Source organism: Paraburkholderia phymatum (assembly GCF_040965635.1).
Lineage (GTDB): Bacteria > Pseudomonadota > Gammaproteobacteria > Burkholderiales > Burkholderiaceae > Paraburkholderia > Paraburkholderia phymatum_B.
In genome coordinates, this window is the sequence record NZ_JBFRCH010000004.1 from 111,456 (window position 1) to 136,973 (window position 25,518).

At 58.0% G+C, this 25,518-nt stretch carries 26 protein-coding genes and 1 riboswitch; of the genes, 9 read left to right on the forward strand and 17 right to left on the reverse strand.

Annotated features, from left to right (window positions below; all coding sequences use genetic code 11):
* Positions 1-94: 94 nt before the first annotated feature.
* From AB4Y32_RS09965 to AB4Y32_RS09985, 5 genes are all read left to right on the forward strand, one after another.
* The gene (locus AB4Y32_RS09965) at positions 95-1,177 is read left to right on the forward strand and encodes an alkene reductase (RefSeq protein ID WP_368721502.1); all 1,083 of its coding nucleotides are present in this window, start codon (positions 95-97) and stop codon (positions 1,175-1,177) included.
* 391 nt (positions 1,178-1,568) lie between these two features.
* Positions 1,569-1,952 carry a BON domain-containing protein gene (locus AB4Y32_RS09970; RefSeq protein ID WP_368721503.1) on the forward strand — a complete coding sequence of 128 codons (384 nt, stop codon included), beginning with the start codon at positions 1,569-1,571 and terminating at the stop codon, positions 1,950-1,952.
* Positions 1,953-2,065: 113 nt separating this feature from the next.
* Positions 2,066-2,566: a peptide-methionine (S)-S-oxide reductase MsrA gene (gene msrA, locus AB4Y32_RS09975; protein WP_368721179.1), complete on the forward strand. Its 501-nt coding sequence runs from the start codon at positions 2,066-2,068 to the stop codon at positions 2,564-2,566.
* A 386-nt stretch (positions 2,567-2,952) separates the two neighbouring features.
* Complete coding sequence (locus tag AB4Y32_RS09980; protein WP_368721180.1) at positions 2,953-3,435, forward strand: MarR family winged helix-turn-helix transcriptional regulator; 483 nt, start codon at positions 2,953-2,955, stop codon at positions 3,433-3,435.
* Between the two features lie 132 nt (positions 3,436-3,567).
* A complete protein-coding gene (locus AB4Y32_RS09985; protein WP_368721181.1) occupies positions 3,568-3,960 on the forward strand; it encodes a VOC family protein in 393 nt (130 codons plus the stop codon).
* Between the two features lie 270 nt (positions 3,961-4,230).
* Here the strand turns inward: AB4Y32_RS09985 and AB4Y32_RS09990 are convergent, their stop codons facing one another.
* From AB4Y32_RS09990 to tpiA, 5 genes are all read right to left on the reverse strand, one after another.
* Positions 4,231-4,683, reverse strand: a complete 453-nt coding sequence (locus tag AB4Y32_RS09990) for a MarR family winged helix-turn-helix transcriptional regulator (RefSeq protein WP_368721182.1) — start codon at positions 4,681-4,683, stop codon at positions 4,231-4,233.
* Positions 4,684-5,374: 691 nt separating this feature from the next.
* On the reverse strand, positions 5,375-5,578 hold the full coding sequence (locus AB4Y32_RS09995) for a hypothetical protein (protein ID WP_368721183.1): 204 nt from the start codon (positions 5,576-5,578) through the stop codon (positions 5,375-5,377).
* 112 nt (positions 5,579-5,690) lie between these two features.
* Complete coding sequence (gene zwf, locus AB4Y32_RS10000) at positions 5,691-7,154, reverse strand: glucose-6-phosphate dehydrogenase (RefSeq protein WP_368721184.1); 1,464 nt, start codon at positions 7,152-7,154, stop codon at positions 5,691-5,693.
* 313 nt (positions 7,155-7,467) lie between these two features.
* Positions 7,468-7,815, reverse strand: a complete 348-nt coding sequence (locus tag AB4Y32_RS10005; protein WP_368721185.1) for a hypothetical protein — start codon at positions 7,813-7,815, stop codon at positions 7,468-7,470.
* Between the two features lie 139 nt (positions 7,816-7,954).
* Complete coding sequence (tpiA, locus tag AB4Y32_RS10010) at positions 7,955-8,782, reverse strand: triose-phosphate isomerase (RefSeq protein WP_368721186.1); 828 nt, start codon at positions 8,780-8,782, stop codon at positions 7,955-7,957.
* Between the two features lie 77 nt (positions 8,783-8,859).
* Positions 8,860-9,019, forward strand: a riboswitch (FMN riboswitch).
* 70 nt (positions 9,020-9,089) lie between these two features.
* Here tpiA and AB4Y32_RS10015 point away from each other — a divergent pair.
* Positions 9,090-9,590: a 6,7-dimethyl-8-ribityllumazine synthase gene (locus tag AB4Y32_RS10015; protein WP_368721187.1), complete on the forward strand. Its 501-nt coding sequence runs from the start codon at positions 9,090-9,092 to the stop codon at positions 9,588-9,590.
* Positions 9,591-9,652: 62 nt separating this feature from the next.
* Here the strand turns inward: AB4Y32_RS10015 and AB4Y32_RS10020 are convergent, their stop codons facing one another.
* The 9 genes from AB4Y32_RS10020 to AB4Y32_RS10060 form a co-directional block, all read right to left on the reverse strand.
* Positions 9,653-10,444: a glucose 1-dehydrogenase gene (locus AB4Y32_RS10020; protein ID WP_368721188.1), complete on the reverse strand. Its 792-nt coding sequence runs from the start codon at positions 10,442-10,444 to the stop codon at positions 9,653-9,655.
* Positions 10,445-10,470: 26 nt separating this feature from the next.
* Entirely contained in the window at positions 10,471-11,940 is a 1,470-nt protein-coding gene (locus tag AB4Y32_RS10025; RefSeq protein ID WP_368721189.1) for a glycerol kinase, read from the reverse strand.
* A 34-nt stretch (positions 11,941-11,974) separates the two neighbouring features.
* Positions 11,975-13,081, reverse strand: a complete 1,107-nt coding sequence (locus AB4Y32_RS10030) for an ABC transporter permease (protein WP_368721190.1) — start codon at positions 13,079-13,081, stop codon at positions 11,975-11,977.
* Positions 13,078-14,598: a sugar ABC transporter ATP-binding protein gene (locus tag AB4Y32_RS10035; RefSeq protein ID WP_368721191.1), complete on the reverse strand. Its 1,521-nt coding sequence runs from the start codon at positions 14,596-14,598 to the stop codon at positions 13,078-13,080. Before AB4Y32_RS10035 ends, AB4Y32_RS10030 begins: the two co-directional genes overlap by 4 nt.
* A 14-nt stretch (positions 14,599-14,612) precedes the next feature.
* The gene (locus AB4Y32_RS10040) at positions 14,613-15,248 is read right to left on the reverse strand and encodes a DUF2291 family protein (RefSeq protein WP_368721192.1); all 636 of its coding nucleotides are present in this window, start codon (positions 15,246-15,248) and stop codon (positions 14,613-14,615) included.
* A gap of 67 nt (positions 15,249-15,315) precedes the next feature.
* A complete protein-coding gene (locus AB4Y32_RS10045) occupies positions 15,316-16,260 on the reverse strand; it encodes a D-ribose ABC transporter substrate-binding protein (protein ID WP_368721193.1) in 945 nt (314 codons plus the stop codon).
* 68 nt (positions 16,261-16,328) lie between these two features.
* Entirely contained in the window at positions 16,329-17,126 is a 798-nt protein-coding gene (locus tag AB4Y32_RS10050) for a GolD/DthD family dehydrogenase (RefSeq protein WP_368721194.1), read from the reverse strand.
* 32 nt (positions 17,127-17,158) lie between these two features.
* Positions 17,159-18,103 (reverse strand): transketolase family protein, encoded by a 945-nt coding sequence (locus tag AB4Y32_RS10055; RefSeq protein WP_368721195.1) that lies wholly within the window; start codon positions 18,101-18,103, stop codon positions 17,159-17,161.
* Positions 18,096-18,950 carry a transketolase gene (locus tag AB4Y32_RS10060; RefSeq protein WP_368721196.1) on the reverse strand — a complete coding sequence of 285 codons (855 nt, stop codon included), beginning with the start codon at positions 18,948-18,950 and terminating at the stop codon, positions 18,096-18,098. The genes AB4Y32_RS10055 and AB4Y32_RS10060 overlap by 8 nt, the downstream gene beginning before the upstream one ends.
* A gap of 176 nt (positions 18,951-19,126) precedes the next feature.
* Between AB4Y32_RS10060 and AB4Y32_RS10065 the strand changes: the two genes are divergently transcribed.
* Positions 19,127-19,924 carry a DeoR/GlpR family DNA-binding transcription regulator gene (locus AB4Y32_RS10065; protein ID WP_368721197.1) on the forward strand — a complete coding sequence of 266 codons (798 nt, stop codon included), beginning with the start codon at positions 19,127-19,129 and terminating at the stop codon, positions 19,922-19,924.
* Positions 19,925-20,266: 342 nt separating this feature from the next.
* Here AB4Y32_RS10065 and ltrA read toward each other — a convergent pair whose 3' ends face one another.
* A complete protein-coding gene (gene ltrA / locus AB4Y32_RS10070) occupies positions 20,267-21,640 on the reverse strand; it encodes a group II intron reverse transcriptase/maturase (protein WP_368721198.1) in 1,374 nt (457 codons plus the stop codon).
* 620 nt (positions 21,641-22,260) lie between these two features.
* Here ltrA and AB4Y32_RS10075 point away from each other — a divergent pair.
* Positions 22,261-22,473, forward strand: a complete 213-nt coding sequence (locus tag AB4Y32_RS10075) for a DUF2892 domain-containing protein (protein WP_368721199.1) — start codon at positions 22,261-22,263, stop codon at positions 22,471-22,473.
* 1 nt (position 22,474) lies between these two features.
* Positions 22,475-22,993: an RNA polymerase sigma factor gene (locus AB4Y32_RS10080; protein ID WP_368721200.1), complete on the forward strand. Its 519-nt coding sequence runs from the start codon at positions 22,475-22,477 to the stop codon at positions 22,991-22,993.
* A 226-nt stretch (positions 22,994-23,219) separates the two neighbouring features.
* Here the strand turns inward: AB4Y32_RS10080 and AB4Y32_RS10085 are convergent, their stop codons facing one another.
* Entirely contained in the window at positions 23,220-24,305 is a 1,086-nt protein-coding gene (locus AB4Y32_RS10085; RefSeq protein ID WP_368721201.1) for a hypothetical protein, read from the reverse strand.
* A gap of 21 nt (positions 24,306-24,326) precedes the next feature.
* Positions 24,327-25,250 (reverse strand): LysR family transcriptional regulator, encoded by a 924-nt coding sequence (locus tag AB4Y32_RS10090; protein WP_368721202.1) that lies wholly within the window; start codon positions 25,248-25,250, stop codon positions 24,327-24,329.
* Positions 25,251-25,518 lie beyond the last annotated feature (268 nt).

Below are 25,518 nucleotides of genomic sequence, written 5' to 3' on the forward strand. Positions count from 1 at the left end.
AGATGCTGGCATGAAAGCTGGACCTCGGTCAGCTCGCGTATCACGCAGGTTTCAACGTCGCGGACCTTATGTCCGTCAGGAAAAGCAAACTGTTATGCCGACTCTTTTTGACCCTCTCCAGGTTGGCGACCTCACGTTGCCGAATCGGATCATCATGGCCCCGCTGACCCGCAAGCGCGCCGGTGATGAACGGGTGCCTAATGCGCTGATGGCGAAGTATTATGCTGAACGCGCGTCTGCCGGACTGATCCTCACGGAAGCCACTTCGGTCACGCCGCAAGGTGTCGGCTATGCCGCGACGCCGGGCATCTGGTCGCAGGAACAGGTCTCAGGCTGGAAGCTCGTTACCGAAGCCGTGCACGCCGCTGGGGGCAGGATCTTTCTGCAACTTTGGCATGTCGGCCGCATGTCGGATCCGATCTTCCTGAACGGTGATCTGCCGGTTGCGCCGAGCGCAATCGCACCACAAGGCAACGTGAGCCTCGTGCGTCCGCCGCGACCATTCGTGACGCCGCGCGCGCTCGACCTCGCCGAAATCCCAGGCATCGTCGATGCCTATCGTACGGGTGCCAGGAATGCCAAGGCCGCGGGCTTTGATGGCATCGAAGTGCACGGTGCGAATGGCTATCTGCTCGACCAGTTCCTGCAAGACAGCACAAACCATCGTACGGACGAGTATGGCGGCTCAATCGAAAATCGCGCCCGCCTCCTCCTCGAAGTAACCGACGCGTGTATCGACGTATGGGGCGCTAACCGTGTTGGCATGCACCTCGCGCCTCGCGGCGACGTGGGTACGATGGGCGATTCCGACCCAGCGGCTACGTTCGGCTATGTCGCTCACGAGCTCGGCAAGCGCAGGATCGCGTTCATCGCCGCCCGGGAATCGCTCGGCGAGAACCGTCTTGGTCCAAAACTGAAAGCCGTGTTCGCCGGACCGTACATCGCGAACGAGAAGTTTACGCGGGCATCGGCTCAGCAGACGCTCGATGCAGGTGACGCGGATGCCGTCGCGTGGGGTCAGTTGTTTATAGCTAACCCTGACCTGCCGGAGCGCTTCAAGCTCGACGCACCGCTAAACCAGCCCAATCCTTCCACTTACTACGCCGAAGGGGAAACCGGTTACACGGACTACCCGGTGCTGCAAACGGCCGATTCATCGCTCGGCGTTGATACTTGAGCTACCTGTCGCCGCGATCATGCGGTGGAAGTTGCCCTATGCGAACCGCGTCACTTCGCGGGCGTTGCTAGAGCGAAAGACAAATAACCACCGTCGCTGCTTCTGCGGACGCTCATGCTTAGGTTCTCTAAGGTTATGTGGCTCGGTCCAAGACCATTTGAACCACTGATAAGTTCACGCGGCATGTGAAACGGGGCCGTCCGCGAGCGTCTTTCCGAATGGGCTACGCTTCCCCATCCCCATACCGATCGCAAACGATTAGATAGCATGCTATTGACATTGAAGAGTCTTTGTCGCATCCTTACACGCATGCGAGTACATCGCATGCGAACTATAAACCCCGGCCCGGAATGACTGGGCAATGTACTGAGGAGATCTCGTCGTGAATGTCATGCTCGTCCACACATCGAATACCAAATTGCAGGTCACTCGCGCCGTCAAATCCGCTGTCACTGCTTTCGCGTTGACGCTTTCCCTTGGTGTACATGCACAAGACGCAACGTCACCGTCGGCTCCGACAAATGCTGCGGTGCCGACGTCACCCAAAACTGCAAAGGCCACAAACCGCGCGCTCGCGAAGAAGGTCCGTCATGTGCTCTCGCGCACCAAGGGATTGAATCTCGCGAATATCTACGTCAGGGCCGTCGACGGTATGGTCACGTTAACCGGCAGTTGCATCAGCGACGATCAGATCACCCTTGCCGGCAATGCGGCCGGGAAAGTAGAGGGTGTGAGCTCTGTGAACAACCGGCTTGGCGTCAGAACGCCTCGGTAATTGCTTTTCCGCTGTTATGTCAGGTAGTTTGTATTCCGCCCGACGATCACGAGTCAAGCAGAACTTCGATTGGATGACAGCGAGGCATCCATCGACTATGAAAAAGGGATGAAATGACGACGGAAACTGAAACTGCCATTTTGGCTGGTGGGTGCTTCTGGGGAATGGAAGCGCTATTGCGACGCTTTCCCGGCGTAGTCTCAACACGCGTAGGCTACACCGGTGGCTCCACGCCTAACGCCACCTACCACGATCATGGCACACATGCAGAAGCCGTTGAGGTCGTATTCGACAAGCGAACAATAAGTTATCGCCAGCTCCTGGCATTCTTCTTCCAGATACATGATCCGACGACTGCTGACCGACAAGGCTATGATATCGGGCCGAGTTACCGGTCAGCAATCTTCTACCTCAGCGAAGAGCAAAAAGCGGTAGCCGGTAACACGGTGGCCGAAATCGATGCGTCCGACCTCTGGCCTGGTAGGGTTGTCACCCAGATTGCGCCAGCGCGGGAATTCTGGGAAGCGGAGCCGGAACATCAAGGATATCTGGAACGCAATCCCGACGGATACACCTGCCATTTCGTTCGACAGGAATGGAAGGTGTATAGGTGAGCCGAACCGGACAGCCAATATGGCTGCAAAATGCTTACGTATCGGATTGCAAGATCCACGCGCCACAAGGCACCCAACTCGCCAAGGCGTTGCTGATATTACTCGATACGACAACGACCAGCTTTGATCCCAATTGGTGTCACGATACCGGTTGCCGTATGAACTCCATCAAACTCCGCGGGGTTGGGCGGAACGAGAGCGTCCCGAACTGCTCCACTTTAACGAGCTCGACAGCGCCGGCCTTCTGTAACCCGTCGCCTAGCGCTCCGTCGTGTTTTATCTGCTCACACAGCAGCCTGGAGGCGCATGCAGGTAGCAGTCGTTCGTGATCCCGAGCTATCCAGATCACCATACGAGAGTCTCATTGGATTCCTACGCTTTTCAAGATGATGCAGACGAGATCTAAAGACCACCCGTTCGCGGCACCCGTAAAGCTTTCTGAATCGCTCTGTTTCGCGATCTACTCAGCAAACCTTGCCTTCGTCAAAGCCTATCGTCCGATCCTCGACGAACTGGGACTCACCTATCCGCAATACGTCACAATCATTGCGCTCTGGGAGCGCTCGCCCCAGGCCGTCGGCGAGCTAGGAGCAAAGCTGCTTTTAAAAACCAACGCGCTAACGCCAATATTAAATCGGTTGCAACTCATGGGCTATCTGGATAGACAGCGCGATCCAAAGGATAAACGTCGCATATTGATCAGCCTCACAGGAAACGGTCGGCAGCTTCGCGAGAAAGCACTGAGCGCTGATTCCGCTAGGACTATGGGTCTAGTGCTTGGCGAGGTCCTGTATGTACAGGAGGCCATTTCGAAGCTGCGGACCAACCTCGAGCGCCCTCCACAACTGACGTCAGCCATGAGGGACTGAATCTCGTCGCGCTTTCCACATATATCGCGCCAGACTAAATACGGCCCGGCTAACGTCTGCTCAACATCAGCAAAAGCCAGTTCGCGGCTGGCACTCAGATTCAATCACCATTCAAGCAGGAGATTGCCAGTAATGTTCAGTCACATTGCGGTAGGTACCAACGACCTCGAAAAAGCAAGGCGATTTTACGATGCCGTACTGGGCGCACTCGGCTATGACGAAGGCATCAAAGATGACAACGTCCACCGTCGACGCTACGTGTATCGCAACAACACGGGAATGTTCATCATTACCGAGCCGCTCGATCGGCGACCGGCCACGTACGCCAACGGCGGAACAGTCGGCTTCGAGTGCTCGTCGGCCGCGCAGGTAGATCTCTGGCACGCGGCTGGTCTTGCTAATCACGGTACGTCGATTGAAGCGCCCCCCGGTGTGCGTGAAGCACCTGGTGGTCGGCTGTATCTCGCTTACCTACGCGATCCGGATGGCAACAAGATATGCGCGTTGTACCGCATTCGCAGTTAGCGCCGCTTCCTGAGCCAGTTGTCACGAGCTTGGATCAGCTTAAGCTCTCTTTAGAAGGGGGTGCGCGGACTTCGGGTCGCGCGTCGTCGAAAGTTTGCGCTCAACCAGCGCGGGACGACACATGACGCGCCGAGTTCACCCGTTAGCTGAGTCGTACTCCGACTGATGGACACATAAGAGCGAGAACTGATGTTGTCGCTCGCGCCGGAAGTGATATCGCTCTGAGAGAAAGCGATCCGTGTCGGCTACCCCGCTTCCGGAGAAAGCGCGTCAGAGTGAGTTGATCAAATTACTGCGCAACGTCACGATCGCTTTCTGCAATTTCTGGAATTCGTCCGGGCTGAGCCCAGTCGCATCGGTGAGGTCTGCAATTTTCAGGCTTTTCTCGCGCAACCGCCGGCCGCTTTTCGTCAAGCTGACGCGCACCTGGCGCTCATCCTCGGGATCACGCTTGCGCTCCACGTAGCCCATCACTTCGAGCTTCTTCAGCAGTGGTGTAAGCGTGTTCGACTCCAGGAACAACTTCTCCCCCAACCCGCTCACTGTCTGATTGTCTTGCTCCCAGAGCGCTATGATCGTAATGAACTGAGGATACGTGAGGCCAAGTACATCGAGAACGGGCTTGTAAGCCTTGCCGAACGCCAGATTCGTGGAGTACACAGCAAAGCAAAGATAGTCCGCAAGCGGCACGGGTGCCGGTTCTGGCAGTTCAGTAGGTTTCATGTACATCCTCTTCGAACGAAGGTCAATGACTCGCTGTTTCGATATATCGCTTGCGATTATATCGCAATATGGTCTAAACACGTGGGCCGCATTTCACGGAAGTCACATGGCTACCATCACGCGCAGCCAGGGTGGCCCCGCGAAAATCGAATCGCTACCAGACGAATGTGCGATGAGCACTCCAGTGAACCGCATCTCCATGATCGAATGCGATGGCTTCAATGACGTCCCAGGTTAGTCCCGGAAAAGCGGATCGGGTATACGAAACGTCGGCTTGGATGTTGCCGGGCACGCGAAAGCGAACGATCGATAGACCCCGAGAACGGTCGTCAAGGTGCGGTGCCATAGATGACCGAAACGGGTCGCAAGTACGCATTCGCTAGCAATGAACGCTGACGTTCCCCGCCGCCAACCGCGACTGTCGGCAAAGCGACTCATTACGGCCTGACGGACGCCATACCTGAAGGTCAGGTATGGCCCCTCCCGCGCTCGCGGTGCCCGTCCAGAGCTTGCCAAGATAATGCCCGGTTATCACCGCAATCACGCTGACGCCGATGCATCATCGGACTGGTTCCGATGGACTTCGGACATCCTTCCCCCGAACTCCTCGCGACCGACGCGGCAGCACCGATTCAACAGCGCCGTTTTTTCCATCGACCGTCGGCGGGAATTGTTTCGGCTGGGTGCCGAGTTAGATCACGCGGCTTAATCTCAGGATATCGGGTAAGCCGAAATCACAGACATCCGGCTGGACGAGACCTCGGGCGACGGCGACCTTAAGTGCAAGTTCGTAAGCGACTGATCGTTCTCTGAGCAGAGCGCTCAAGCCCTGCGCAAGTATTTCCCGATCTGCCGCGCTCAACGATTCCGCGTGAAATGAATTGATCTCGGACATATTGAACTCCTCCGTTGCAAGACTATCGCTCTGCCGGTTCATACAAGGTAGCGTCGACTCTTGCCGCATGACCCCAGGCTAATTTGCGTGAGCTTCCTGTGCCCTGTGACCTTCAATTCTCTTCTTCGAGCCAGCAGGTGTCGTGCTGCGCAAGCATCGCGCTTGCGGCCGCCGGCCCCCACGTGCCCGCCGCATAAGGCTTCGGCTTGCCCGACGCGGCCCATTCGTTGAGGATCGGCTCGACCCACTTCCATGCCGCTTCCTGTTCGTCGCGACGCACGAAAAGCGCGAGACGCCCGTGGATCACGTCGAGCAGCAGACGCTGATACGCCTCCATCTGGCCTTCCTTGAAGAACTGGTCGAAGGCGAGGTCGAGGTGGACGCTCGACAGGTTCATCCCTTCGCCCGGTTTCTTCGCGAGGCAATAGAGGCGGATCGTTTCGTTCGGCTGCAGGCGGATCACGAGGCGATTCGCGCCCGGCCGCAGCGCCGACGAACCCAGCGCCGAATGCGGCACGGCGCGGAAGTTCACGACGATCTCCGCGACGCGATCGGCCAGCCGCTTGCCGGTGCGCAGGAAGAACGGCACGCCCGCCCAACGCCAGTTCTCGATCTCGACCTTCAGCGCGACAAACGTTTCCGTCGCGCTGTCCGTCTTCACGCCGGGTTCCGTCGCATATGCGGGCACCGACGTGCCGCGAATGACGCCCGCATGATACTGGCCGCGCACGGCGACCTTGCTGATATCGCGCGGATCGATCGGCTTCAGCGCGCGCAGCACGCGCAGCTTTTCATCGCGGACGGAATCCGAATCCATCGAATGCGGCGGCTCCATCGCGACGATCGAAAGCAGTTGCAGCAAATGGTTCTGCACCATGTCGCGCAGCGCGCCCGTATTGTCGTAGAAGTCGCCGCGCGCTTCCACGCCGAGTTCTTCGGCGATCGTGATCTGAATGCTCTCGACCCACTCGCGGCGCCACAGCGGCTCGAACAGCGCATTGCCGAAGCGCAGCGCCAACAGGTTCTGCACGGGCTCTTTGCCGAGGTAGTGATCGATACGGTAGATCTGCCCTTCGGCGAAGATCTCGCCGACGGCATCGTTGATCGCATTTGAAGAACGCAGGTCATATCCGAGCGGTTTTTCGAGCACGATGCGCGCGTTTTCGTTGAGACCCACCGACGCGAGCGCGCGGCAGATCGGCACGAACAGCGACGGGCCCGTCGCCAGATAGAACACGCGTGTGCCGGGCAGGTCCTGCACCGCGTCGCGCAGCTTGACGAAGTCCTCGGCCTTGCCGAGATCGAGCTTCACGTACTCGATGCGTTCGAGAAAGCTCGACCACGCGTTTTCGTCGATGCCGTTCGTGGAGACGTGCGCCTTCACATGTTCATTGACCCACTGCAGATAGCCGTCACGGTCGTCTGCATGCCGCGCGACGGCAACGATCTTGCCGCTCGCCTCGAGCATGCCCGCGCGGTGCGCTTCATACAGACCGGGAAGGATCTTGCGCATCGACAGATCGCCAGTTCCACCAAACAGAACAAAGGTAAAGCTAGAGGTAGGTTGAAATTCCATAAATTCCGCTTCGTGTACGGCGATGCGATATTAGGGAAACACGCCCGAAACAGGCTCTATTGACTTCCAGGAAATGCGACACTGCTCAGTCGTATCCCAGGACCGCAGCGGACGCGACATCTGGTCGCCCATCGATTTTCCCGACGAGCGATACCGTCGGCTCTCTCAAGGCACACCTGTAGACTGAATGATGTCTGTACTCTCGCTCAAAGGACGAGGCGTTCAACCAGCCTTCGCGTGACCGATCATCCGACAATGCTGTCAGAGGCGGACGATTCATCTCAACACACTCCCGGGAACAGGTTTTCATCGGTCACGAATTAAGCTCAGACGCACGGAGTTTCAGTTGTTCAGTTGCCAGCATCTTTGCCACAGGCGACTGCGGCGTGTTCTGCGAAAGAACGCGATCCAGCCGGATAACAGCCTCCATGTAGGTCCGGGCAGATACCGTCGCAATCTGTCCGTCGTACGCGACTAACATCTGCTCCAACGCTCTGACGTGTGACTCCGGCAGATGCCAGACACCGGTACGTTCGGCTCCTGCAACCGCTTGATTTAGCGCATCCTCCGCAGCCTCGTATACTGCCAGGTCGATCTCTCCAACACCGGCTTTCCACATGTAGAACGACAGGTAAGTCAACCGAGTCAGTTCGTTGAGCATGTGGCGATTCCCATCTCGTGCCCTACACGCCTCCAACGCCAGATGCGCGTTGAGAGACAGGCTGCGGACGGACTCGTGCGGTAGCGGAAGCAAGGTCTGAGTCGACCACCGCACACGACGGGACGCTTTTGTGCGCGGTCTACGACTTGATACCGGCATTGGCGACCTCTGCAACACGCGTTTCGCTGCCCAAAGCACGACACGCTGAATCAATGATCGATATAAAGTCGTCGGAAGAGAGCGAGGCGCCACCTATCAGTCCTCCGTCGATGTCCGCACAACTCAGCAATCCAAGCGCGTTGTTGGGTTTGATGCTGCCGCCATAGAGAATGCGGATCTGCTCCATGTTTGTGCCGTGTTCGCGCAAGCAGGCGCGCAGAGCAGCATGAATCGTCTGCGCGTCTGCAGACGACGCACTGCGTCCGGTGCCGATTGCCCATACCGGTTCGTAGGCAATGACGATACGGTCGGGACTCTCCGCGCCTACGAATGCGAGAACATCAGACAGCTGGTCGCGAACTGTCTGCTCTGCAATACCAGAATCCCGCTCCTGCATCGTCTCGCCGACGCAGATGACGGGGACGAGGCCTGCCGAGATAGCTTGCCGCGCTTTGGCACCAATGAGCTCCGAAGTCTCTCTGTGATAGGCGCGCCTTTCCGAGTGCCCGACAATGACATAACGTGCACCAAACTCCGCCAGCATCGCAGCGGATACCTCTCCGGTGTATGCGCCGCTAGCGTAAGCGGAGACATCCTGTGCGCCCCATGCTACCGCTGCGCCGGACAACGCGTTTTTGGCCTGCGAGAGATACGGTGCCGGGACACACACGCCGACCTCAACCGGAACATCATTCTGGCTCGCGTGCTGCCTGATGGCCTCGAACAGTTGCCCATTGGCACCGATCGAACCATGCATCTTCCAGTTTCCCAGCACAAGTTTGCGTCGCATTTTCGATACCTCAGTCATTCGTTACGTTTCACAATCAGGACGAACGGGAAGCAGGCTTATCGGATTCGTGATAACGTACGTTCCGTTCGTCAAGAACACGTTCTCGGGGCGGGGTGCGATTCCCCACCGGCGGTAATCGTCTTTCGCAGACGTAGCCCGCGAGCGCTCTGTTTCGACGTTGCTGCGATAACAGAGGTCAGCAGACCCGGTTGGATTCCGGGGCCGACGGTATAGTCCGGATGAAAGAGAACAGGACAGCCAGCATTCCCGCGCGTGCGGGAAACGGCTGTTCTTCGCCCTGTTCACACAAAACAGGCTGAAATCCATGAACAAATCTCTCTCAATCGAAGCACAGACAGCATTCGCCTCCGGCAGCAATCGCAACCGGATAGCCTTTATTCAGGCGTGCTGGCACCGCGATATCGTTGACCAGTGCAAGCACTCTTTCCTGAACGTCATCAAGGAATTCGGTTACGGCGCCGATGAGATCGATCTCTACGAAGTGCCGGGCGCGTTCGAAATCCCCCTCCACGCGAAACGACTCGCACAGAGTGGTCGGTACGCGGGCATCGTTGCGGCGGGACTCGTTGTAGATGGTGGCATCTATCGTCACGAATTCGTCGCTCAGGCGGTGATTTCAGGCTTGATGCAGGTCCAGCTCGAAACAGATACGCCCGTGTTTTCTGCCGTTCTGACACCCCACCACTTCCACCACGGTGAAGAGCACATCAAGTTCTTCACCGATCATTTCGTTGTGAAGGGCGCAGAAGTGGCGCGGGCTTGCGGCGCCACGGTACGTAAGCTTTCCCTGCTACAGACCGCCTGAAGCTGCAAACCGACGGCGGTGCAAGGTCGCGGGCAACGTTGCTCGCGACCAAAGCACCCACCTCAGGACATGAACATCCCACCGTCCACATTGACGGTCTGCCCTGTGATGTAGGCCGCGTCATCCGACGCGAGGAATGCGACGAGACCCGCGACATCCTTGTCGCTGCCGGCGCGCTTCATGGGAATGTTTTCGACCCACTCGGCCATGAGCTCACCAGGCTTGTAATCACCCAGCAGCTTGCCCCATGCTTCGTCGTTGTACGACCACATATCGGTTGTGATGATCCCAGGGCAAAACGCATTCACCGTGATGCCCGTCGGCGCTAACTCTTTCGCCAGACTCTGCGTGATCCCCAGGACACCAAACTTGCTCGCTGCATAGTGGGGCGTGTAGACGAAACCCTGGCGGGCCTGTCCCGATGCCGTATTGATCAGACGGCCAGCTTTTCCCGCACGCAGCATCCGCTTCGCAGCTTCCTGGCAGCAAAGAAAAACGCCTTTGGTGTTGACCGCAAGGACCCTGTCCCATTCCTGTTCAGTCAGGTCTTCGAGCTTTGCGATCGTGATGACGCCGGCATTCTGCACGGAAACATCCACTTCACCCAGCTTGGCCGCAACCTCCTCGTACAGCGCGACAACCTGTTCCTTGCTGGTGACATCTGTTTCGATGGCGATGGCGTCGAAGCCTGAATCACGCAACTGCGCCGCCGCGTCATGCACTGCCTTCTCGTTGGCGGAGACGCATACTTTTGCGCCCTCTTTGGCAAAGCGCCTCGCGATACCCAACCCAATGCCACGGCTACCGCCGGTAACCACCACTACCTTGTTTTCAAAACGCTGCTGGAACGCCATCTTTCACTCTCCGTTAGACACGGACCTTAGAGCCGTCCGATCCATTGCAACCATTGTTCGTGGTTCCTGGCAGCCGCTTCGACGCCTGGTCCTGGCTCGACACGTCGCGACACCACCCGACTTTCGCGATATGCATCCAGCGAACTGATTGATCCAAGCTGCAACACAGCGAGCGCTGCCGCGCCTGCGGCCGAAATCTCGCTCAGCGTGAGCGTACTGACCGGCCGGTTCAACGTGTCGGCAAGGTATTGCAGAAGGAAAGGCCGCTGCACCAGCCCACCGTCGAGGAAGAGTTCACGCAGCGGGACATTGGCCGCGCCTTCCATGACCGAGATCACGTCCTTGATCTGGTAGACGATGGACTCATATGCTGCGCGCGCGACGTTTTGCCACGATGTCGAGAAGTTCAGACCCACGATCTGTGCGCCGCCCGGATACTTCCAGTGCGGGCAGCCGATTCCCGAAAACGCGGGGATCAGAAAGACGCCACCGTTGTCGTATTCAGTGAAGGCTTGCTCTGCTTCTGCAAAGTCCTTGATGATTCGCAGCTTCTCCTTGAGGAACGAAGGCGTCGAACCCGCACTGATAACGATGCCTTCGAGTGCATAGTCCACACGCTCCTCAGTGGCAAAGCAAAGGGCCGACACCAGGCCGTGGGCGGCGGGCAAGGGCTTGCTACCCACGTTCATCATGATCGACGAGCCAGTGCCCATCGTCGCCTTGGCAACACCGGGACTCAGACACCCTTCGCCGACCGCGGCCGCATGAGAGTCACCGATCATCGCCACGATCGGGACTGGCTGATCGAAAATGCCATCGAAATCGCTTGCGCCGAAATCAGATGCCGACGGACGCAGTTCGGCCAGTTGCAGCCCCTGCAAACCGAAATCGGCAAGCAGTTCGTGATCCCACTCCCGCTTCGCGAGATTGAACAGCATCGTCCGGGACGCGTTCGTATAGTCGGTACGGTATGCTGTGCCCTTGGTCAGTCGGTGCAGCAACCAACTGTCGACCGTACCGAAGTGTGCCGTGCCCGCCTTGATATGCGATCGCACTCGGTCATCTTTTTCGTTCAACCAGATGAGCTTCGTGCCGGAGAAGTATGGGTCGATCAGCAGACCCGTCTTTTCGGCAATGGCAGGTGCCTTGCCTTCCTGCCTGAGCCGGTCACATATCGCAAGCGAACGCTGACATTGCCAGGACACTGCGGGAACGATGGGGCGACCTTCCGCGTCCCAAAGCACGACCGTCTCACGCTGGTTCGAGATCCCGACACCAGCGATGTCCTTGCGGTCACCCTTGAACTCGCCAAGGCATATGGATACAGCTTGCAGTACCGACTCGTAGATCAGGTCCGGATCCTGCTCGACGAATCCCGTACGCGGATGGGTACACGGCACAGCCACAAAGCCACGAGCGTGCACCTGTCCTTTGGGGTCGAACACGATCGCCTTGGTACCGCTTGTGCCTTGATCAATCGCCAGAACGTATTGCATGTCACTTTCCTGAAGACGGTTCGTGCCCTGACACTCAGGCGGTGAGCGAAACCATGCGACTCTGCAGGCGCTGTTGCAACTGGTCGATGACGACGGCGAAGATGATGACGAGGCCCTTGATGACCATCTGCCAGAAATCGCTGATGCCGCACATCACCATGCCATCGCCAAGAATACTGATCACGCAGGCGCCAACGACCGAACCGAAGACCGTACCGCGGCCCCCCATCAATGCCGTACCGCCCAACACGACCGCGGCAATCGCGTTCAACTCGAACGTCTGGCCCGTCAACGGGTGCGCCGTTTGCAACTGGGCAGTGATAACGAGTCCGACGATCGCCGCACAAAACCCCGAGAACATGTACACGAACAGCTTCACGCGGTTTGTACGAATGCCGGAGAAGCGAGCGGCCTGCTCATTGCCGCCGATCGCATAGATGCGGCGGCCAAGCGGCGTGCGCTTTGCGACAAAGATAGTGATAGCGGCAAGGATCACCATGATCCAGACGGGCATCGACAGGCCCAGAATGGTGCCGTTTCCAAGGAATTCGAAGCCTGTGTTGCCCAGAGCGGGATTACCGCCGAGATCGGCATACGTGCTGCCATTGTTGACGAGCAGTGCCGCGCCGCGCACGACATACAACATGCCAAGGGTTGCGATAAATGGCGCGACATTGAGTGCCGTGATCAGATAGCCGTTCACTGCACCGATGATCGCGCCCAAGGCGCACGCAATCAGCGTCACTCCCCACGGGTTGAAAAACACGATGTGGTGGCCGACCTTGACGCCTTCGAGCAGAAGATACCCTGCAGCCATACCGCTGATCCCGACTATGGAGCCAACCGAGAGGTCGATGCCTCCCGTCAGAATAACCAGCGTCATCCCGATCGACAGAATGGCGACGATCGTGACGTGTTTCGCCATGATCAACATGTTGCTGGTCGACAGGAAGTTTTCCGTCGCAAGCGAAAACACGATGATGATCGCAAAGAGCGCGATGAAGATCCGCAACTTGAGCAGGTTGACCGCAACGCGCGAAGCCATGTAGGCAGACTGCCGGTTGTGCTTGCTGTGGACCGGTTGAATCGGAGGATTGCTGCTGTTCGGAGTGTTCATGGTTTCTGCCTCAAATTGCTTCACACTACGGCTGTTGCGGGTGTAGACGCGCGCACGATGCGTTCGCTGTCAAACTGTGAACGTTCCATGATTGCCGTCAACTTCCCGCTGGCCATCACGAAGACCCGATTGGAAACAGCCATTGCTTCGTCCAGTTCCGAGGTCGCATATACGACTGCGATACCCGACTGCGCGAGCAGGCTGATGGTCTTGTAGACATCTTCTTTCGCTCCGACGTCGATACCTCGCGTCGGCTCGTCCATCAGCAATACCTTCGGGGACGTCAGCAGTGCCTTCCCGATCACCACCTTCTGCATGTTCCCGCCCGACAGAGATGTAATCGGTGCGTCGACGGAAGCCGCCTTGATCGCGAGGCGCTTGACGATATCGGTCGATGCCTCGAGCTGCTTGTCACGTCGAAGCGAACCGAAAGCGAGACGCCGGGTGAACTTAGACAGGCTCGACAATGTCATGTTTTCGAGGATCGACATCAGTTGCACCATCCCCTGCTTCTGCCTGTCTTCGGGCACGAGCGCGATGCCAGCCTCAATTCGCTTTGGGATCGGAAGATCTTCGATTGCCTTGCCGGCAAGCTCGATTTCACCAAGAGCGAGCGGTTGCGCGCCGAGCAATGATTCAAGCAGTTCGGTACGACCAGCCCCCATCAGACCGTAGATACCGATGACCTCACCGGCCTTGACGGAAAACGAAACGTGGTCAACCGCGTAGATACCATTCGAGCGCTTCAGAGCAAGATCCTTCACCTTCAGGACCTCTTCGCCGATTGTGTGCTGCTCGAATGCGAAGCGCTTTTTCGACGAGCCGACCATCGCTTCGATGATCCATGGAATGTCGATATTTGCAATATCGTCTTCTGCAACGAGGCGACCGTTTCGCAGCACGGTAATGCAGTCTCCAATCGCCATAATCTCTTCAAGACGGTGGGAGATATAGATGACCGTGACGCCCTCTTCCTTGAGTTGTGCGATGATCTTGAACAGGATCTCGACTTCCGTCTTCGAGAGCGCAGAAGTCGGCTCATCCATGATCAGCACCTTGATGTGCTTGGAGAGCGCCTTTGCGATTTCAACCAGCTGTTGTTGCCCGACGTACAGATCGCCCAGTCGCGTGCGAGGTTCGATCGGAATCTGCAGACGATTAAGCAGTATTTTCGCCTGGTGGTTTTCGTCCTTGCTGCGGATCACACCGGAACTCGTTAACTCGTTCCCAGCGAAGATGTTTTCGGCAACCGTCATGTCCGGAAACAGATTCAGTTCCTGGAAGATGATGCCGACGCCGTGCTTCTCGGCGCTACGCACGTCAGAAATCTGCGCAATCTTCTCGTCGACCCAGATTTCTCCCGACGTCGGGACTTCCGCGCCGGCGAGCAGTTTCATCAACGTCGATTTGCCGGCGCCGTTCTCACCGATCAGCACGTTGACCTTGCCCCGTCGCACCTTGTAGTCCACGTCGACCAGCGCTGCGGTGCCAGGATAAACCTTGGACAATCCGCGCGTCTCGATGACGTTGACGGGATTCATGGTTCGAGAGTCGTTCATTTCCAGGCCACCGGAATTGCGCGGATTTCACCCGTCGGCTCGCTCCAGCTGCTGAAGACTGCGGCCACATCGACCGTGTCACCAACCTTGAGCTTGAGCGATTTTTGCGCTCGCGCGACGACCAGCTTGTTCAGATCCTGCCCAAATACGGCGAAGCGCGTCTGATCATCAAAGTCGCTGTACTTGACACCAGGAAAACCGTCGCGAACGCCGGTACCGATGACGACTGGACCAGTCTCGAGCGCGATGTGTACCGGATCGCCACCGGACGAAGGCGTCACATCCACATATGCCTTTCCAACGCGCGATGAATCGTCCACCTTGACGACCTTGCCCTGCACGCGAATCCAGAAGTTGCACGGGAAAGCCGTGCTTTGACGGAAACCGTACTCCTTGCAGGCGCTATCGAAGTTCTGACCGGCAGCGCCGATCACCTGAGCGGCCGGCTTGGCATTCTTGTCCGCATACGGGATCAGTTGTTCGTTCAGGATCTTTTCTGGATCAGGGCCTTGATGCTGCCCCTGACTGCGAATCTGGGCCAGTTCGGTATCCGTCACAACGTGACACCCGGCAACTGAAACGACGCCGAGAACGACCAGCGCCAGCCGGGCTGCAGATAGGGAAGAAACCATGACAACCTCTCTTGACAAGACTTCTACAGGTGCAGGGTCACTGCACCCGCATTAACACCTGGTGCGATTACTTGGTGTAATAGAAGTCTTTAACGTGCGAGGCGTTGTCCTTTGTGATCAGGATGCCGCGCGTGAGTTGACGCTCCGGTTCGCCGGTCTTGCCAGTCGCGATGTACTTGTCGAGCAGCTCGACACCGTGGATCGCGATTCCCTGCGCCTGCAGCATGACGCTGGCTTTCAGCTTGCCCTGAAGGAGCGAATCGCGCTCATCGTTACTGCCGTCGATACCCATCACGACAACGTTCTTCTTGCCGGCCGATTCGAGCGATGCGATTGCGCCGAGCGCAACAGGACCGTTACCGCAAATGACGCCCTTGATGTTCGGGTGTTCCTGCAGGATCGAATCCATTGCCTGCTTGCCAGGCAGCAGCGCACCCTTGGCGTCCTGGCGGGCAACCATCTTCAGATCCGGGTATTGATCGAGCACCTGGTGGAACGCCTGCGATCGCGTCACGCAATTCTTGTCGGCCTGGTTGCAGGTCAGCTCGACGTATTCGCCCTTCTCGCCGATCGCTTCGACGAACTTTTGCGCGACTTCGGTTCCGGCCTGCAGGTTGTTGTGGCTCAGTTGCGCGATCGCGATACCATCTTTCGGGATCTCGCGGTTGATCAGGACGACAGGCACTTTCTTTTCCTGGGCGGTGCGAACGGTCGCGACGCTGCTGTTCGAATCCGCATTGTCGAGAACGATGCCCTTGACGCCCTTGCCGATCACGAGGTTAACGAGTTCATTCTGCTTGTTCACATCCTCGCCGTGCGACAGCACGATCGTGTCATAACCGAGCTTCTTGGCTTCAGTCTCGGCGCCCTTGGCTTCTGCAGCGTAGTATGGGTTATCCAGTGCGTTGACCAGGATTGCGATGGTTCCCTTCGAAGCGGCCATCGCATCGATGGAATGTACTGCTGCGAACGAAGCAGCGACGGCAGCAGCAAGTGCGAATTTCTTCAGCATTTTTGTCTCCAGGTTGGTCTCTTTATCAACGTGTCGCAGCCTCGTCCAGCTGCGCTCACAAAGTGTGATCAACAGATCGTGTAACCCCCATCGATCATGATGTCGGCGCCGGTGATCATGTCCGCTCCGTTCGAGAGCAGAAACAGGATTGCCGCGGCGATTTCATCCGTGTACGCAAAACGTCCGACAGGGATCTGCTTCTTCATCGCTTCGCCCTTTTCGCCTTCCCACGCTGCTGCACCCATCGGGGTGAGCACGACGGTAGGCGAAACGGTATTAACCGTAATCCCTCGCAATGCCCACTCTTTTGCAAGCACCTTGGTCATGCCGATCAGCCCTGCCTTTGCCGACGTGTACGCGCAATGCCTGTCGATCGCCACGGTCGCGGCTTGAGAAGCGATGTTGACCACCTTGCCGCCGTGGCCGCTCGAAAGAACGTGCCGTGCGAAATGCTTCGAGCACAGGAACGGGCCCGTGAGATTCACGCCGATCTGCTTTTCCCACTCGTCCACGCTGATCTCTTCAGCGGGCGTAAGCGTGATGCAGCCGGCTGCATTGACGAGGAGATGCAGATCACCGAAGTGTTCAAGCGCTGCTTTCATCGCCTTCTCGACATCGGCCTCACTGGCGACGTCACACGGAAACGCTGCGGCATTTGCCGTCCCGAGTTCTTCGATTGCAGCCTTCACGCGCGGCTCTTCGAAGCTGGGATAGAAAATCGCGACGCGGGCACCCTTTGCGATAAGCGCTGCATTCGTCGCCATCGCGATACCGCCCAGGCCACCCGTCACGACGGCGACCTTGCCGTCGAGCCGGAAGTCAAAGTCGACGCCATGACGCAGCGACATGTCATACTGAATTGCCATTCCCGTGTCTCCTTGAAATCTTTGCTGTACGTTCAGTGCGCGCATTGTGCGCGGATCGCTTCGGCAATGCCTGCTGCGTCAATGCAGTAGTGACGCCGGATTCCTTTGCGTGTGCCGTACTTTGCGAACTCGCCTTCCGTGATACCGAGCATGGTGAGCGGTTTCGCGAACTGGCGTCGTGCCATCAGGACCGCGGTGATCGCACCGATCCCGCCGTGAAGCGAGTGTTCTTCGACAGTAACCACAGAGTCATGAGCCGCAATGATCTTCGCGAAGGCGTCCTGCTCGAGCGGTCGGATCGAAGAGAGGTTGACGAGCGTCGGGCTGATGTTGTGCTGTGCCTTCACGGCCTCACACGCTTCTAGCGCTTCGCCGACCACGGAACCCAACGCAATCACGGCGACGCGGCTGCCTTCGATCAGCACGTCCGGACGGCCAGGCTGGAACCGGTAATCCGCGTCGTGCACGATGGGAAACTTCGCGTTGTCGAGCCGGATGTACACCGGCCCCTCAACGGCCGCAGCGTATTCGATCATCTGCACGACTTCGACCTCGTCGCATGGCGCGAGAATCTGGACGTTCCCGAACCCGCTCATGATCGAAATGTCGTCGATCGCGTGGTGCGTCGACGCGAGCGGACCATAGGCCACCCCGGCATTCAGACCGAGCATCTTCACGTTCGTCGCGCTGTAGCAGACGTCATTCTTGACCTGCTCATTGGCGCGGGCGACGAGGAACGGCGCGGCATTGGCCGTGAAGACGATGTGGCCGCCCAACGCCAGTCCGGCAGCCATGCCGACCATGTTCTGCTCGGCGATGCCCACGTTGATGACCCGTTCAGGATAGGTCTCGAGGAACGGGTTGATTTTGGAGGTGGATGTCGAGTCCGCGACCATCACAAGAATGTCCCGGCCTTCAGCCGTCAACCGTCCAAGCGCGCTGACCGCACCGTCTCGCAAATCGGCGTACTCACGCATGATCCAGTTCCTCCAATGCCTGTTGCAGTTGCTTCTCGTCCGGGAACTTGTGGTGCCATGCGGGTACGTTCTCCATGAACGACACGCCCCGACCCTTGATCGTGTGAGCGATGACGACTTTGGGTTTTCCGTTCTCGTAGTCCAGACTTTCGATTAGTTTCCAAATTGCGTCCGCCTGGTTTCCATTGACGTCGTGAACTTCGAATCCGAAAGCCCGGAATTTCTCGTCGAGCGGATCCATGTCCATGATGTTGTGGGTGAAGTCCGCCAGTTGCAGGCGGTTGCGATCCACGATCACGACCAGATTCGCCAGTTCGAAATGTGCCGCAGCCATGGCAGCCTCCCAGTTCGAGCCCTCTTCGAGCTCGCCGTCGCCCGTGAGTACGAAGACCCGGCCAGTTGAGCCGCCCGTGTTGCCGGGATGACGCTGCTTAGCCATCGCGAGACCCGCCGCGATCGGAAAGCCATGACCCAGACCGCCCGTGTTGACGGTCACGAATGACGGCAGCTTCTGCCGCACCGGGTGGCCCGGCAGGCGCGAATCGTCTTTCAGGTAGGTGAGCAGTTCATCGTCAGCAAGCCAGCCGAGTTCAGCAAAGCAGGAGTAGAGTCCGCCCACGCCGTGCCCTTTGCTCAGGATGAATTCATCGTGCCATTTGACCGTCCGGTCAGCTTGCACCTCGTAGCGGAGCACATGGAAGTAAAGTGCCGCGAGTACGTCGGCCTCTGACATGTCACCGCCCGTATGGCCGCTCTTCGCAGCAGAATTCATCACACAAATCTTTTTACGGATTTCCTGCGCCCGCCGATGGAGCGCGTCACCGGACTGCTTGTAGGGGTTTTCCATTCCCAGCTCCCGAACTTCCTGTTTGCTTGAGACTGAGTTTCTGTTACTTTCGTTCGAAAGTCAAAGAGAAATCAACAGAAAAAGGGGAAACACCTAGACGGACCATAACGCGGCGGTTTAGGGCACAATATCGGCTGAGGTGGCGAAGCCGCACAGGGGCTTCGCGGGATAAGCAAATGGACCAACGGACGAGAACGGAAAAGATTTTCGAAAGAGTGCAGGCAGCCAAACTGGTAAAGCTTTCGGAGCTTTCCACCGAGTTTGGCGTTTCCATGCCAACCATTCGAAAAGACATTGATGAGCTACAAAAGCATGGACACGTCGAACGTGTTCACGGGAACGTCCGCCTCGTCACTTCACAGGCCGGTGCGGGCCGGTCCGTTGTCGATCGGGCCAACATCCTGCCGACGAGTCCCGAGAAAGCGCTGATCGGCCGGATGGCTGCGACGCTCATCAACAATGGCGATTCCATCATCCTTGATTGCGGCGCAACGACGACTGAACTTGCAAAGAACCTGCTTGACCGACAAAACCTGCGGATCGTGACCAATGCGCTGAACATCGCCATCATGCTAGGCGCGGAGCCGACCAACCGGATCATGCTGACGGGTGGCGAGTTCAAGCCGGAGACAATTGCGGTTTCGGGAGAAAAGGCGTCGACCTTTTTCGAGGGGATGTTCGTCGACAAACTGTTCCTGGCTGCCGGGGGTGTCTCGAAAGAGTCAGGCATTTCCTACCCGGACTTCATCGACCTGCACGTTAAGCGGGCGATGATTGATGCCGCGAAGACGGTCTACCTTCTCGCTGACTCCAAGAAGTTCGGGAAACGTGAGTTTGCGGCGTTCGGTGCGATGGACAGGATTGACTACCTCGTTACCGACGAAGGCTTGGGGGAGGATTTCGCAAAATGGCTCGCCGGTAACGGCACGAGGATCATTTATGCGGAGGACGAGCACAGTCGGTTTGCAGGCTAACGCAAACTAGGCCAGTTTCAGTACGCTGATATGCGTTCGCCCTGAGCATCGAACCTTGACGAGCGACCGCTTTCTAATGCGTCGTCCGAACGCCGACACCGCGGCAACGGCGAATGGCGTGAAATGGCCCGACTCGGGCCCGATGCGTCCGCCCCTGAACGGTAGAGTCGAGATGTGGCGCGGTAGCGGTAGGTGCGGTTTGTCTGTTGCCGCCCCTTTCGTTTGGCGGTGCCCAAGTAACCTCGCCGTAGCCCCGTTTCCACACCCCGCTCATCGAACCGGACATGCAGATCTCCCGCATCCGGCTCTCGGACAAGACATCACGCCTTCGTACACGGCACGTTACACCCAAGGCCCCGTCAGGCGCACAAGACCGAAGTGCTTATAGAGGTGCGAGCGTGGATAGCCCCCGCGCCTGCTTCGCCTGGCTTTGTACTTGTTGCGTAACCACCGACGCAACCGCGCAGCGGTGTAGTTGTCGAGCGCCCGATACGCGGGTCTGTCCGTTCCTACCTTGAAGTAGTTCGCCCAGCCGCGCAACGTGCGGTTCAACTTGCCCACCAGCTCCGTGGTCTCTTGCCATACCGTCTTGAGGGCGGTCATCGCATGAATCTTTTCGACCATGCGACGGATACTCTTCTTTGACGGACGCATGCCCATACGGGCCTGCCCAGTCACCGCAGAATACAGCCGCCCAAACGTGTAACCCAGGAAGTCGAATTTGCCTTCCGGCACCTTGCAAATGCGTGTCTTCTCCTCATTGACGGTCAGCTTCAGTTTGCCCATGATCTCGCGCAGTTTCAGCAACGCCTCTGCGGCCTTGCCTCGCTTGCACAGGATTACGAGATCGTCCGCGTACGTCACAATGCGACTGCCAAGACTGCGCTGAAGTCCGAGCTTCTTCCACGCCAGCACAAACCGACGCATGTACACATTCGCCAGCAGTGGTGAGATGGGGGAGCCCTGTGGGATACCTCGCCGGCTGTCCCTGGCCTCCGTCGTCCGTTTCTTCCGTCCTTGATCATCGGTTTCTTCAACGGGGCATTCCAGCCACATCTTGATCAGGTGCAGCACACGCCGATCCACGATGCGTCGCGCGAGCGACAACATCAATTCGGCGTGTGGAATACTTCCGAAGTAGTCCGCCAAGTCCGCGTCAACGACGTCCGTTTGCCCTCGGTGCAGCCGCTCTTCCACCTCGATCACCGCCTGCTGGGCATTGCGGCCCGGACGGTAAGCGTATTGCTCCGGCGGAAGGTCCGCTTCGAAGATCGGTTCGAGCACCAGCATCGCTGCCGTCATGCACACCCGATCACGCAAGGTCGAGATGCCCAGTGGCCTCAGCTTGCCATTGGCCTTCGGGATAAACACTCTTCTGATAGGGTCCGGCCGGTAAGTCTCCTGCCTGAGCGCAAGCGCCAGTTCACCGAGCCACTTCTGCACCCCATACACCTCGACCTCCGCGAAGTCCTGCCGATCGACACCCGGCGCGCCCCTGTTCGAGCGGCACTGGGCGTACGCATGCGCCAGCACATCCTCGCGATAGATCTTGTCGTACAGCGCGTAGAAGCGATACCCGGCTTCTGCCTTCGCTTTCGCGTGTAACGCCATCTGCAGCTTCTGAACACGAATCGGAGTTGATAGGTTGCCCAATCTCCACGTCCTCACTACGTATTGCGTCTGTCTTGAACTGAGGCCCCTTCCCTCCACCAGCATTACACCGGCTTCAGCGGTAGTACGGGCCTCTCCGTCATCCCAAGGCGCCCGGCCTGTCCCTCACGGGCGTCCGGTTGGTCATCCCTGACCACGCCAAGGGACTTCCCGTGTTGCGTACGCTTTCCTTGTGTACATGCTGTCGCCACTACCCCGGCGCAGCGACTGGCGGCACTGCTTCGCTCATCCATCCAGTCGTATCAGCCTTCCCCGATAGGGTGTTCGGGTCGGCCTGCGCATCGACATTTTCGAGGTTTGCTCGGCGTTCACGCGCGTTACGGCCTGCACACTCGCGCTGTCACCAATTCGTGACACGCATCACCGAAGGCTTCAGCCACTTCGTTGCCTCCATAGCTGCTCCGGTTGCTTCCGGCTGGAGCGGTTGCCGGGCGGGGCTTGCACCCGCTGGAAAGCGCCACCTTTTCACGGCGCACACCCGAAGCTGTCTCCCATGACACCGGCGCGGCAAAGCGGATTTCGAGATCTGGCAGCCGTTCACAACGAGCCGAGTACACCCGTAAATAAGGCAAACAAAAATAAATTGGGGCGCGAACCGGTTCGCGTTGTCGCCGCCTCTTAGCTTCCGGAGAGGTCGTCTCTCACGTTGATAAAGGAAGCAAGACATGTTTTACGTCAAGAATGTTCCAGGCTGGGAGCGCGTTGTCCGTATCATTCTGGGTGTTGTCGGCGCGGCGCTTTCGATCGCGTTTCTCAAGGGAGTCGCCGGAATTGTCGGAGCGCTGGCAGCCGCAGGTATCACTATTTCCGGTCTGGTCGGGTTCTGCCCCGCCTGTGCAATGGTGGGCCGGCGCCTCGCGAGACAACAGAAGCGGTGACATGTCCGTCGACGAACAAAAGCAAGCGGCAATTGACGCGGCACGTTCGGGCGACCCCGTCGCGCTTGAGCGCCTGCTGCGCCTCTTTCAGCCAGACATACGCCGCTATGCACAGCGCAATTGCTTTATTTCGGATGTCGACGATGCAGTCCAGGAAGTGCTGCTCATCGTCGCACGCAAGTTCGGGTCGGTCCGCGCCGCTGCCGCATTCTCGGGCTGGCTCTTCGCAGTCGTACGCCACGAATGCAGGCGACTCGGTCGCAAGGCATTGAACTTCGATCCTTATAACGAAGAGGCGGTCGATCGATGGCTGGAGCGGCACGACACCGATTCGCTGCGCCGTGAACTCGTCGACGCACTGGAGTCGCTGCCACCCGACTACCGCGACGTCCTCCTGCTTCGCGACTTTGAAGAACTCACGATCGGCGAAATCGCCACGCGACTTGGTCTATCGGTCCCGGCAACAAAAAGCCGCCTGCATCGCGCGCGCACGTTGGCGCGCGAATACCTGCTTGCCTGACTGCGACGACCCCACGCCTCGCGCATCTCTGCATTCGGCATAGTTCAAAACCCGCAGCGGCCATTCGCGTAGTGGCTGGGCGAGGAAGTCGTCGGCCAAAGCCGATCGGCCGGGATCACATTCGCGTTTGCGTTCATGCATATCTGCTGGTCAAAATGGCGCAGCCGGGTCTGCAGTGCTTTTCGCTAGTCCGTGAGATGACACTCGGATCTGCGGCGTGAGTTCATCAACGCGGATCGCTACGATTGTAAGAGCCTTCCGCTTCGGCCAGCTTTTTGTAATGATCGGCAACCCGATGATATGCAGCTTTTGGTGCCCACGGAGGCACTGCCTTCGAGCGGGTGTCGGAGGCCGAATAAGTCTTGACGAGCGAGAAGCTCATCATGTCCAAGTCCTTGGCGCCTTCGCCGATGGGCATGCATGGAAAGGAAAAGACAAAGACGAAGGCGGCATCCACTCCCGCGTCGACGAACAACGATAATTGCGTCTCAACGTAATTGGCCTGCTCGGTTTCACTTCGGGTCGGCACGATGTCGTCCTTGAAGAACCCGCTGCCATCGGGGTTGACTCCCAGTAAAGTTGTGAAACCCCCATCCCCTGGTGCTGCCGCTCCCTCGTAGGCGCAGCACCCGAATTCCATGACCGCGAGAGGCGTACCGTGGGCCTTATAGCGGTCGAGCCCGGCAAGATACTCTACCTCGTGCTCGCCTCGCCGATAGTAGTCGACGCCGACCCAGTCGAAGATGCTCCAATCCACATCCTCCCAGACGCCTGCCGAATAGGTCAGGGCGCCGCTGAACTCAGCCCGAATCACGGTAGCGAATTGCACAAGTATGTCGTTGAGCCTTTGATTCGGCTCCTGCAGCGAAGCCGGGATGCCATCGGAAATGCTTTCACCCGCAGCGTACTGTGACGCAAACCAACTGACCCGCTCGTTGAAGGTCTCTCCCGAGAATACGCCCTTGCTGAAGATGGAGTATTCGCAACCGGCGACGAAGACGATATCCACGCCCTGGTGCATGAGCTTTTCCGCAACCTGCGCCGCGCCCTTCAAATAGCCGAGCGTTTCCTCCACGCTCGCGCCCATTTTCCACGGATTGAAGAAGACCGTCAGCCCGTACTCGGCTGCGACTCGCGCGGCCGACTCTAATCTGTCGATCACTTCCCCCTCAATGCGGACCGCATTGGCATGCAGAACGTTGGCGATCACACCGAAGTCGTGCTTCACGAGAGCGGGATCAAACGGCTCCACCGAAAGCCCATTGCCATTGAAATTCAAGCCGACGTCATAGACGACTCCCCGGTGCTTCATGCGTTTCTCCTTGATGGCCCATCACCTGGCGAATGTCATCCAACGTTCTTCAAGGTTGAGTGCCTTCACGCGCTCGACGAGGAAGTCGGTGAATACCTTGATCTTGGCTGGCTGGAACCGCCTGCTTTGATAAGCCAAATTGATCGTGAGACGCGGGAGTTGCCAGTCTTCGAGAACAGGAACGAGGCGACCCGAGACGATGTCATCGTGAATGATGTAGAGAGGTTGCACGACAATTCCGAGTCCCGCCCGACCGGCCGCCACAATTACTTGGCCTTCGTTCGAGTCTAAGGCACTCGTGATAAGCACTTTTCGCTCATCCTCCCCGCGGCGCAAGTGAAGCTGGTACGGGTCCGCGGCGAGATTGTAGACCAGCATCTTGTGGTCGGCCAAACTCTCCGGATTTTGGGGCCGACCATGACTCGCGAGATATGACGGCGAAGCGGCAAGTACCCGCCGCGTCTCTGCAAGACGACGAATTGTGATACCCGAATCTGACTCATGCTCTTTCGTGCGTATTGCAATATCAATGCCGGCTTCAATGAAGTTTTGATACTGGTTCGCCGCCACGATCTGAACCGACAACTCTGGATAGCGCCGCAGAAACTCGGGAAGGGCCGGTGCGATGTGCATCATTGCGAACGACACAGAACTGGTGACCCGAAGGAGACCACGAGGACTGACCACTTCTTCTGAAGCAATCGAATCGGCCTCCGCCAGTTCAGAGATAACAGCGGAGCATCGGCGGTGGTACTCACGCCCAGCTTCGGTTAGCCACATCCGCCTGGTTGTTCGCTCTATCAGTCGGGCACCCAAGCGCTCTTCCAGTGAGCTCAGTGTACGACTGGCTGCAGCGTTTGACATATCGAGCTGCTCAGCCGCCTTCGACAAACTACCCAGATCGGCAGTCAGCACAAACAATTGCAATTGCGTCCAGCGGTCCATCGTGTCCCTCAGCTTCGTGCTGGAAGAATCGGAGCGATTCTTCCGCCTGCTTGCGGCTCAATATGCCGCAACGGCCGAGACGAATAAACAGCCTTGGAGTCGCCTAATTGTAGAGCCTAACTCTACAGTCGCCGTCAACTAGTCTCAGACACCCCCGTCTGCGTCCCGAGGCCAGATTTTTCCAGCTAGAGGAAATGTCATTTCGCGTCTAGGCATTTTATTACCCCCCCCCGACCCATTACCTTTCGAGTTCAGACGCCCGAGCGCA

Coding starts and splice junctions, on each gene's coding strand:
- AB4Y32_RS09995 (WP_368721183.1), bottom strand. CDS start 5,578: ATGTCCGAGATCAATTCATTTCACGCGGAATCGTTGAGCGCGGCAGAT.
- AB4Y32_RS10035 (WP_368721191.1), bottom strand. CDS start 14,598: ATGAATCCCGTCAACGTCATCGAGACGCGCGGATTGTCCAAGGTTTAT.
- AB4Y32_RS10060 (WP_368721196.1), bottom strand. CDS start 18,950: ATGGAAAACCCCTACAAGCAGTCCGGTGACGCGCTCCATCGGCGGGCG.
- AB4Y32_RS09985 (WP_368721181.1), top strand. CDS start 3,568: ATGTTCAGTCACATTGCGGTAGGTACCAACGACCTCGAAAAAGCAAGG.
- AB4Y32_RS10050 (WP_368721194.1), bottom strand. CDS start 17,126: ATGGCAATTCAGTATGACATGTCGCTGCGTCATGGCGTCGACTTTGAC.
- AB4Y32_RS10090 (WP_368721202.1), bottom strand. CDS start 25,250: ATGGACCGCTGGACGCAATTGCAATTGTTTGTGCTGACTGCCGATCTG.
- AB4Y32_RS10005 (WP_368721185.1), bottom strand. CDS start 7,815: ATGCTCAACGAACTGACTCGGTTGACTTACCTGTCGTTCTACATGTGG.
- AB4Y32_RS09970 (WP_368721503.1), top strand. CDS start 1,569: ATGCTCGTCCACACATCGAATACCAAATTGCAGGTCACTCGCGCCGTC.
- tpiA (WP_368721186.1), bottom strand. CDS start 8,782: ATGACTGAGGTATCGAAAATGCGACGCAAACTTGTGCTGGGAAACTGG.
- AB4Y32_RS10045 (WP_368721193.1), bottom strand. CDS start 16,260: ATGCTGAAGAAATTCGCACTTGCTGCTGCCGTCGCTGCTTCGTTCGCA.
- AB4Y32_RS09980 (WP_368721180.1), top strand. CDS start 2,953: ATGATGCAGACGAGATCTAAAGACCACCCGTTCGCGGCACCCGTAAAG.
- AB4Y32_RS10085 (WP_368721201.1), bottom strand. CDS start 24,305: ATGAAGCACCGGGGAGTCGTCTATGACGTCGGCTTGAATTTCAATGGC.
- AB4Y32_RS09965 (WP_368721502.1), top strand. CDS start 95: ATGCCGACTCTTTTTGACCCTCTCCAGGTTGGCGACCTCACGTTGCCG.
- ltrA (WP_368721198.1), bottom strand. CDS start 21,640: ATGCTGGTGGAGGGAAGGGGCCTCAGTTCAAGACAGACGCAATACGTA.
- AB4Y32_RS10020 (WP_368721188.1), bottom strand. CDS start 10,444: ATGGCGTTCCAGCAGCGTTTTGAAAACAAGGTAGTGGTGGTTACCGGC.
- AB4Y32_RS10065 (WP_368721197.1), top strand. CDS start 19,127: ATGGACCAACGGACGAGAACGGAAAAGATTTTCGAAAGAGTGCAGGCA.
- AB4Y32_RS10075 (WP_368721199.1), top strand. CDS start 22,261: ATGTTTTACGTCAAGAATGTTCCAGGCTGGGAGCGCGTTGTCCGTATC.
- zwf (WP_368721184.1), bottom strand. CDS start 7,154: ATGGAATTTCAACCTACCTCTAGCTTTACCTTTGTTCTGTTTGGTGGA.
- AB4Y32_RS10015 (WP_368721187.1), top strand. CDS start 9,090: ATGAACAAATCTCTCTCAATCGAAGCACAGACAGCATTCGCCTCCGGC.
- AB4Y32_RS09990 (WP_368721182.1), bottom strand. CDS start 4,683: ATGAAACCTACTGAACTGCCAGAACCGGCACCCGTGCCGCTTGCGGAC.
- AB4Y32_RS10040 (WP_368721192.1), bottom strand. CDS start 15,248: ATGGTTTCTTCCCTATCTGCAGCCCGGCTGGCGCTGGTCGTTCTCGGC.
- msrA (WP_368721179.1), top strand. CDS start 2,066: ATGACGACGGAAACTGAAACTGCCATTTTGGCTGGTGGGTGCTTCTGG.
- AB4Y32_RS10080 (WP_368721200.1), top strand. CDS start 22,475: ATGTCCGTCGACGAACAAAAGCAAGCGGCAATTGACGCGGCACGTTCG.
- AB4Y32_RS10055 (WP_368721195.1), bottom strand. CDS start 18,103: ATGCGTGAGTACGCCGATTTGCGAGACGGTGCGGTCAGCGCGCTTGGA.
- AB4Y32_RS10025 (WP_368721189.1), bottom strand. CDS start 11,940: ATGCAATACGTTCTGGCGATTGATCAAGGCACAAGCGGTACCAAGGCG.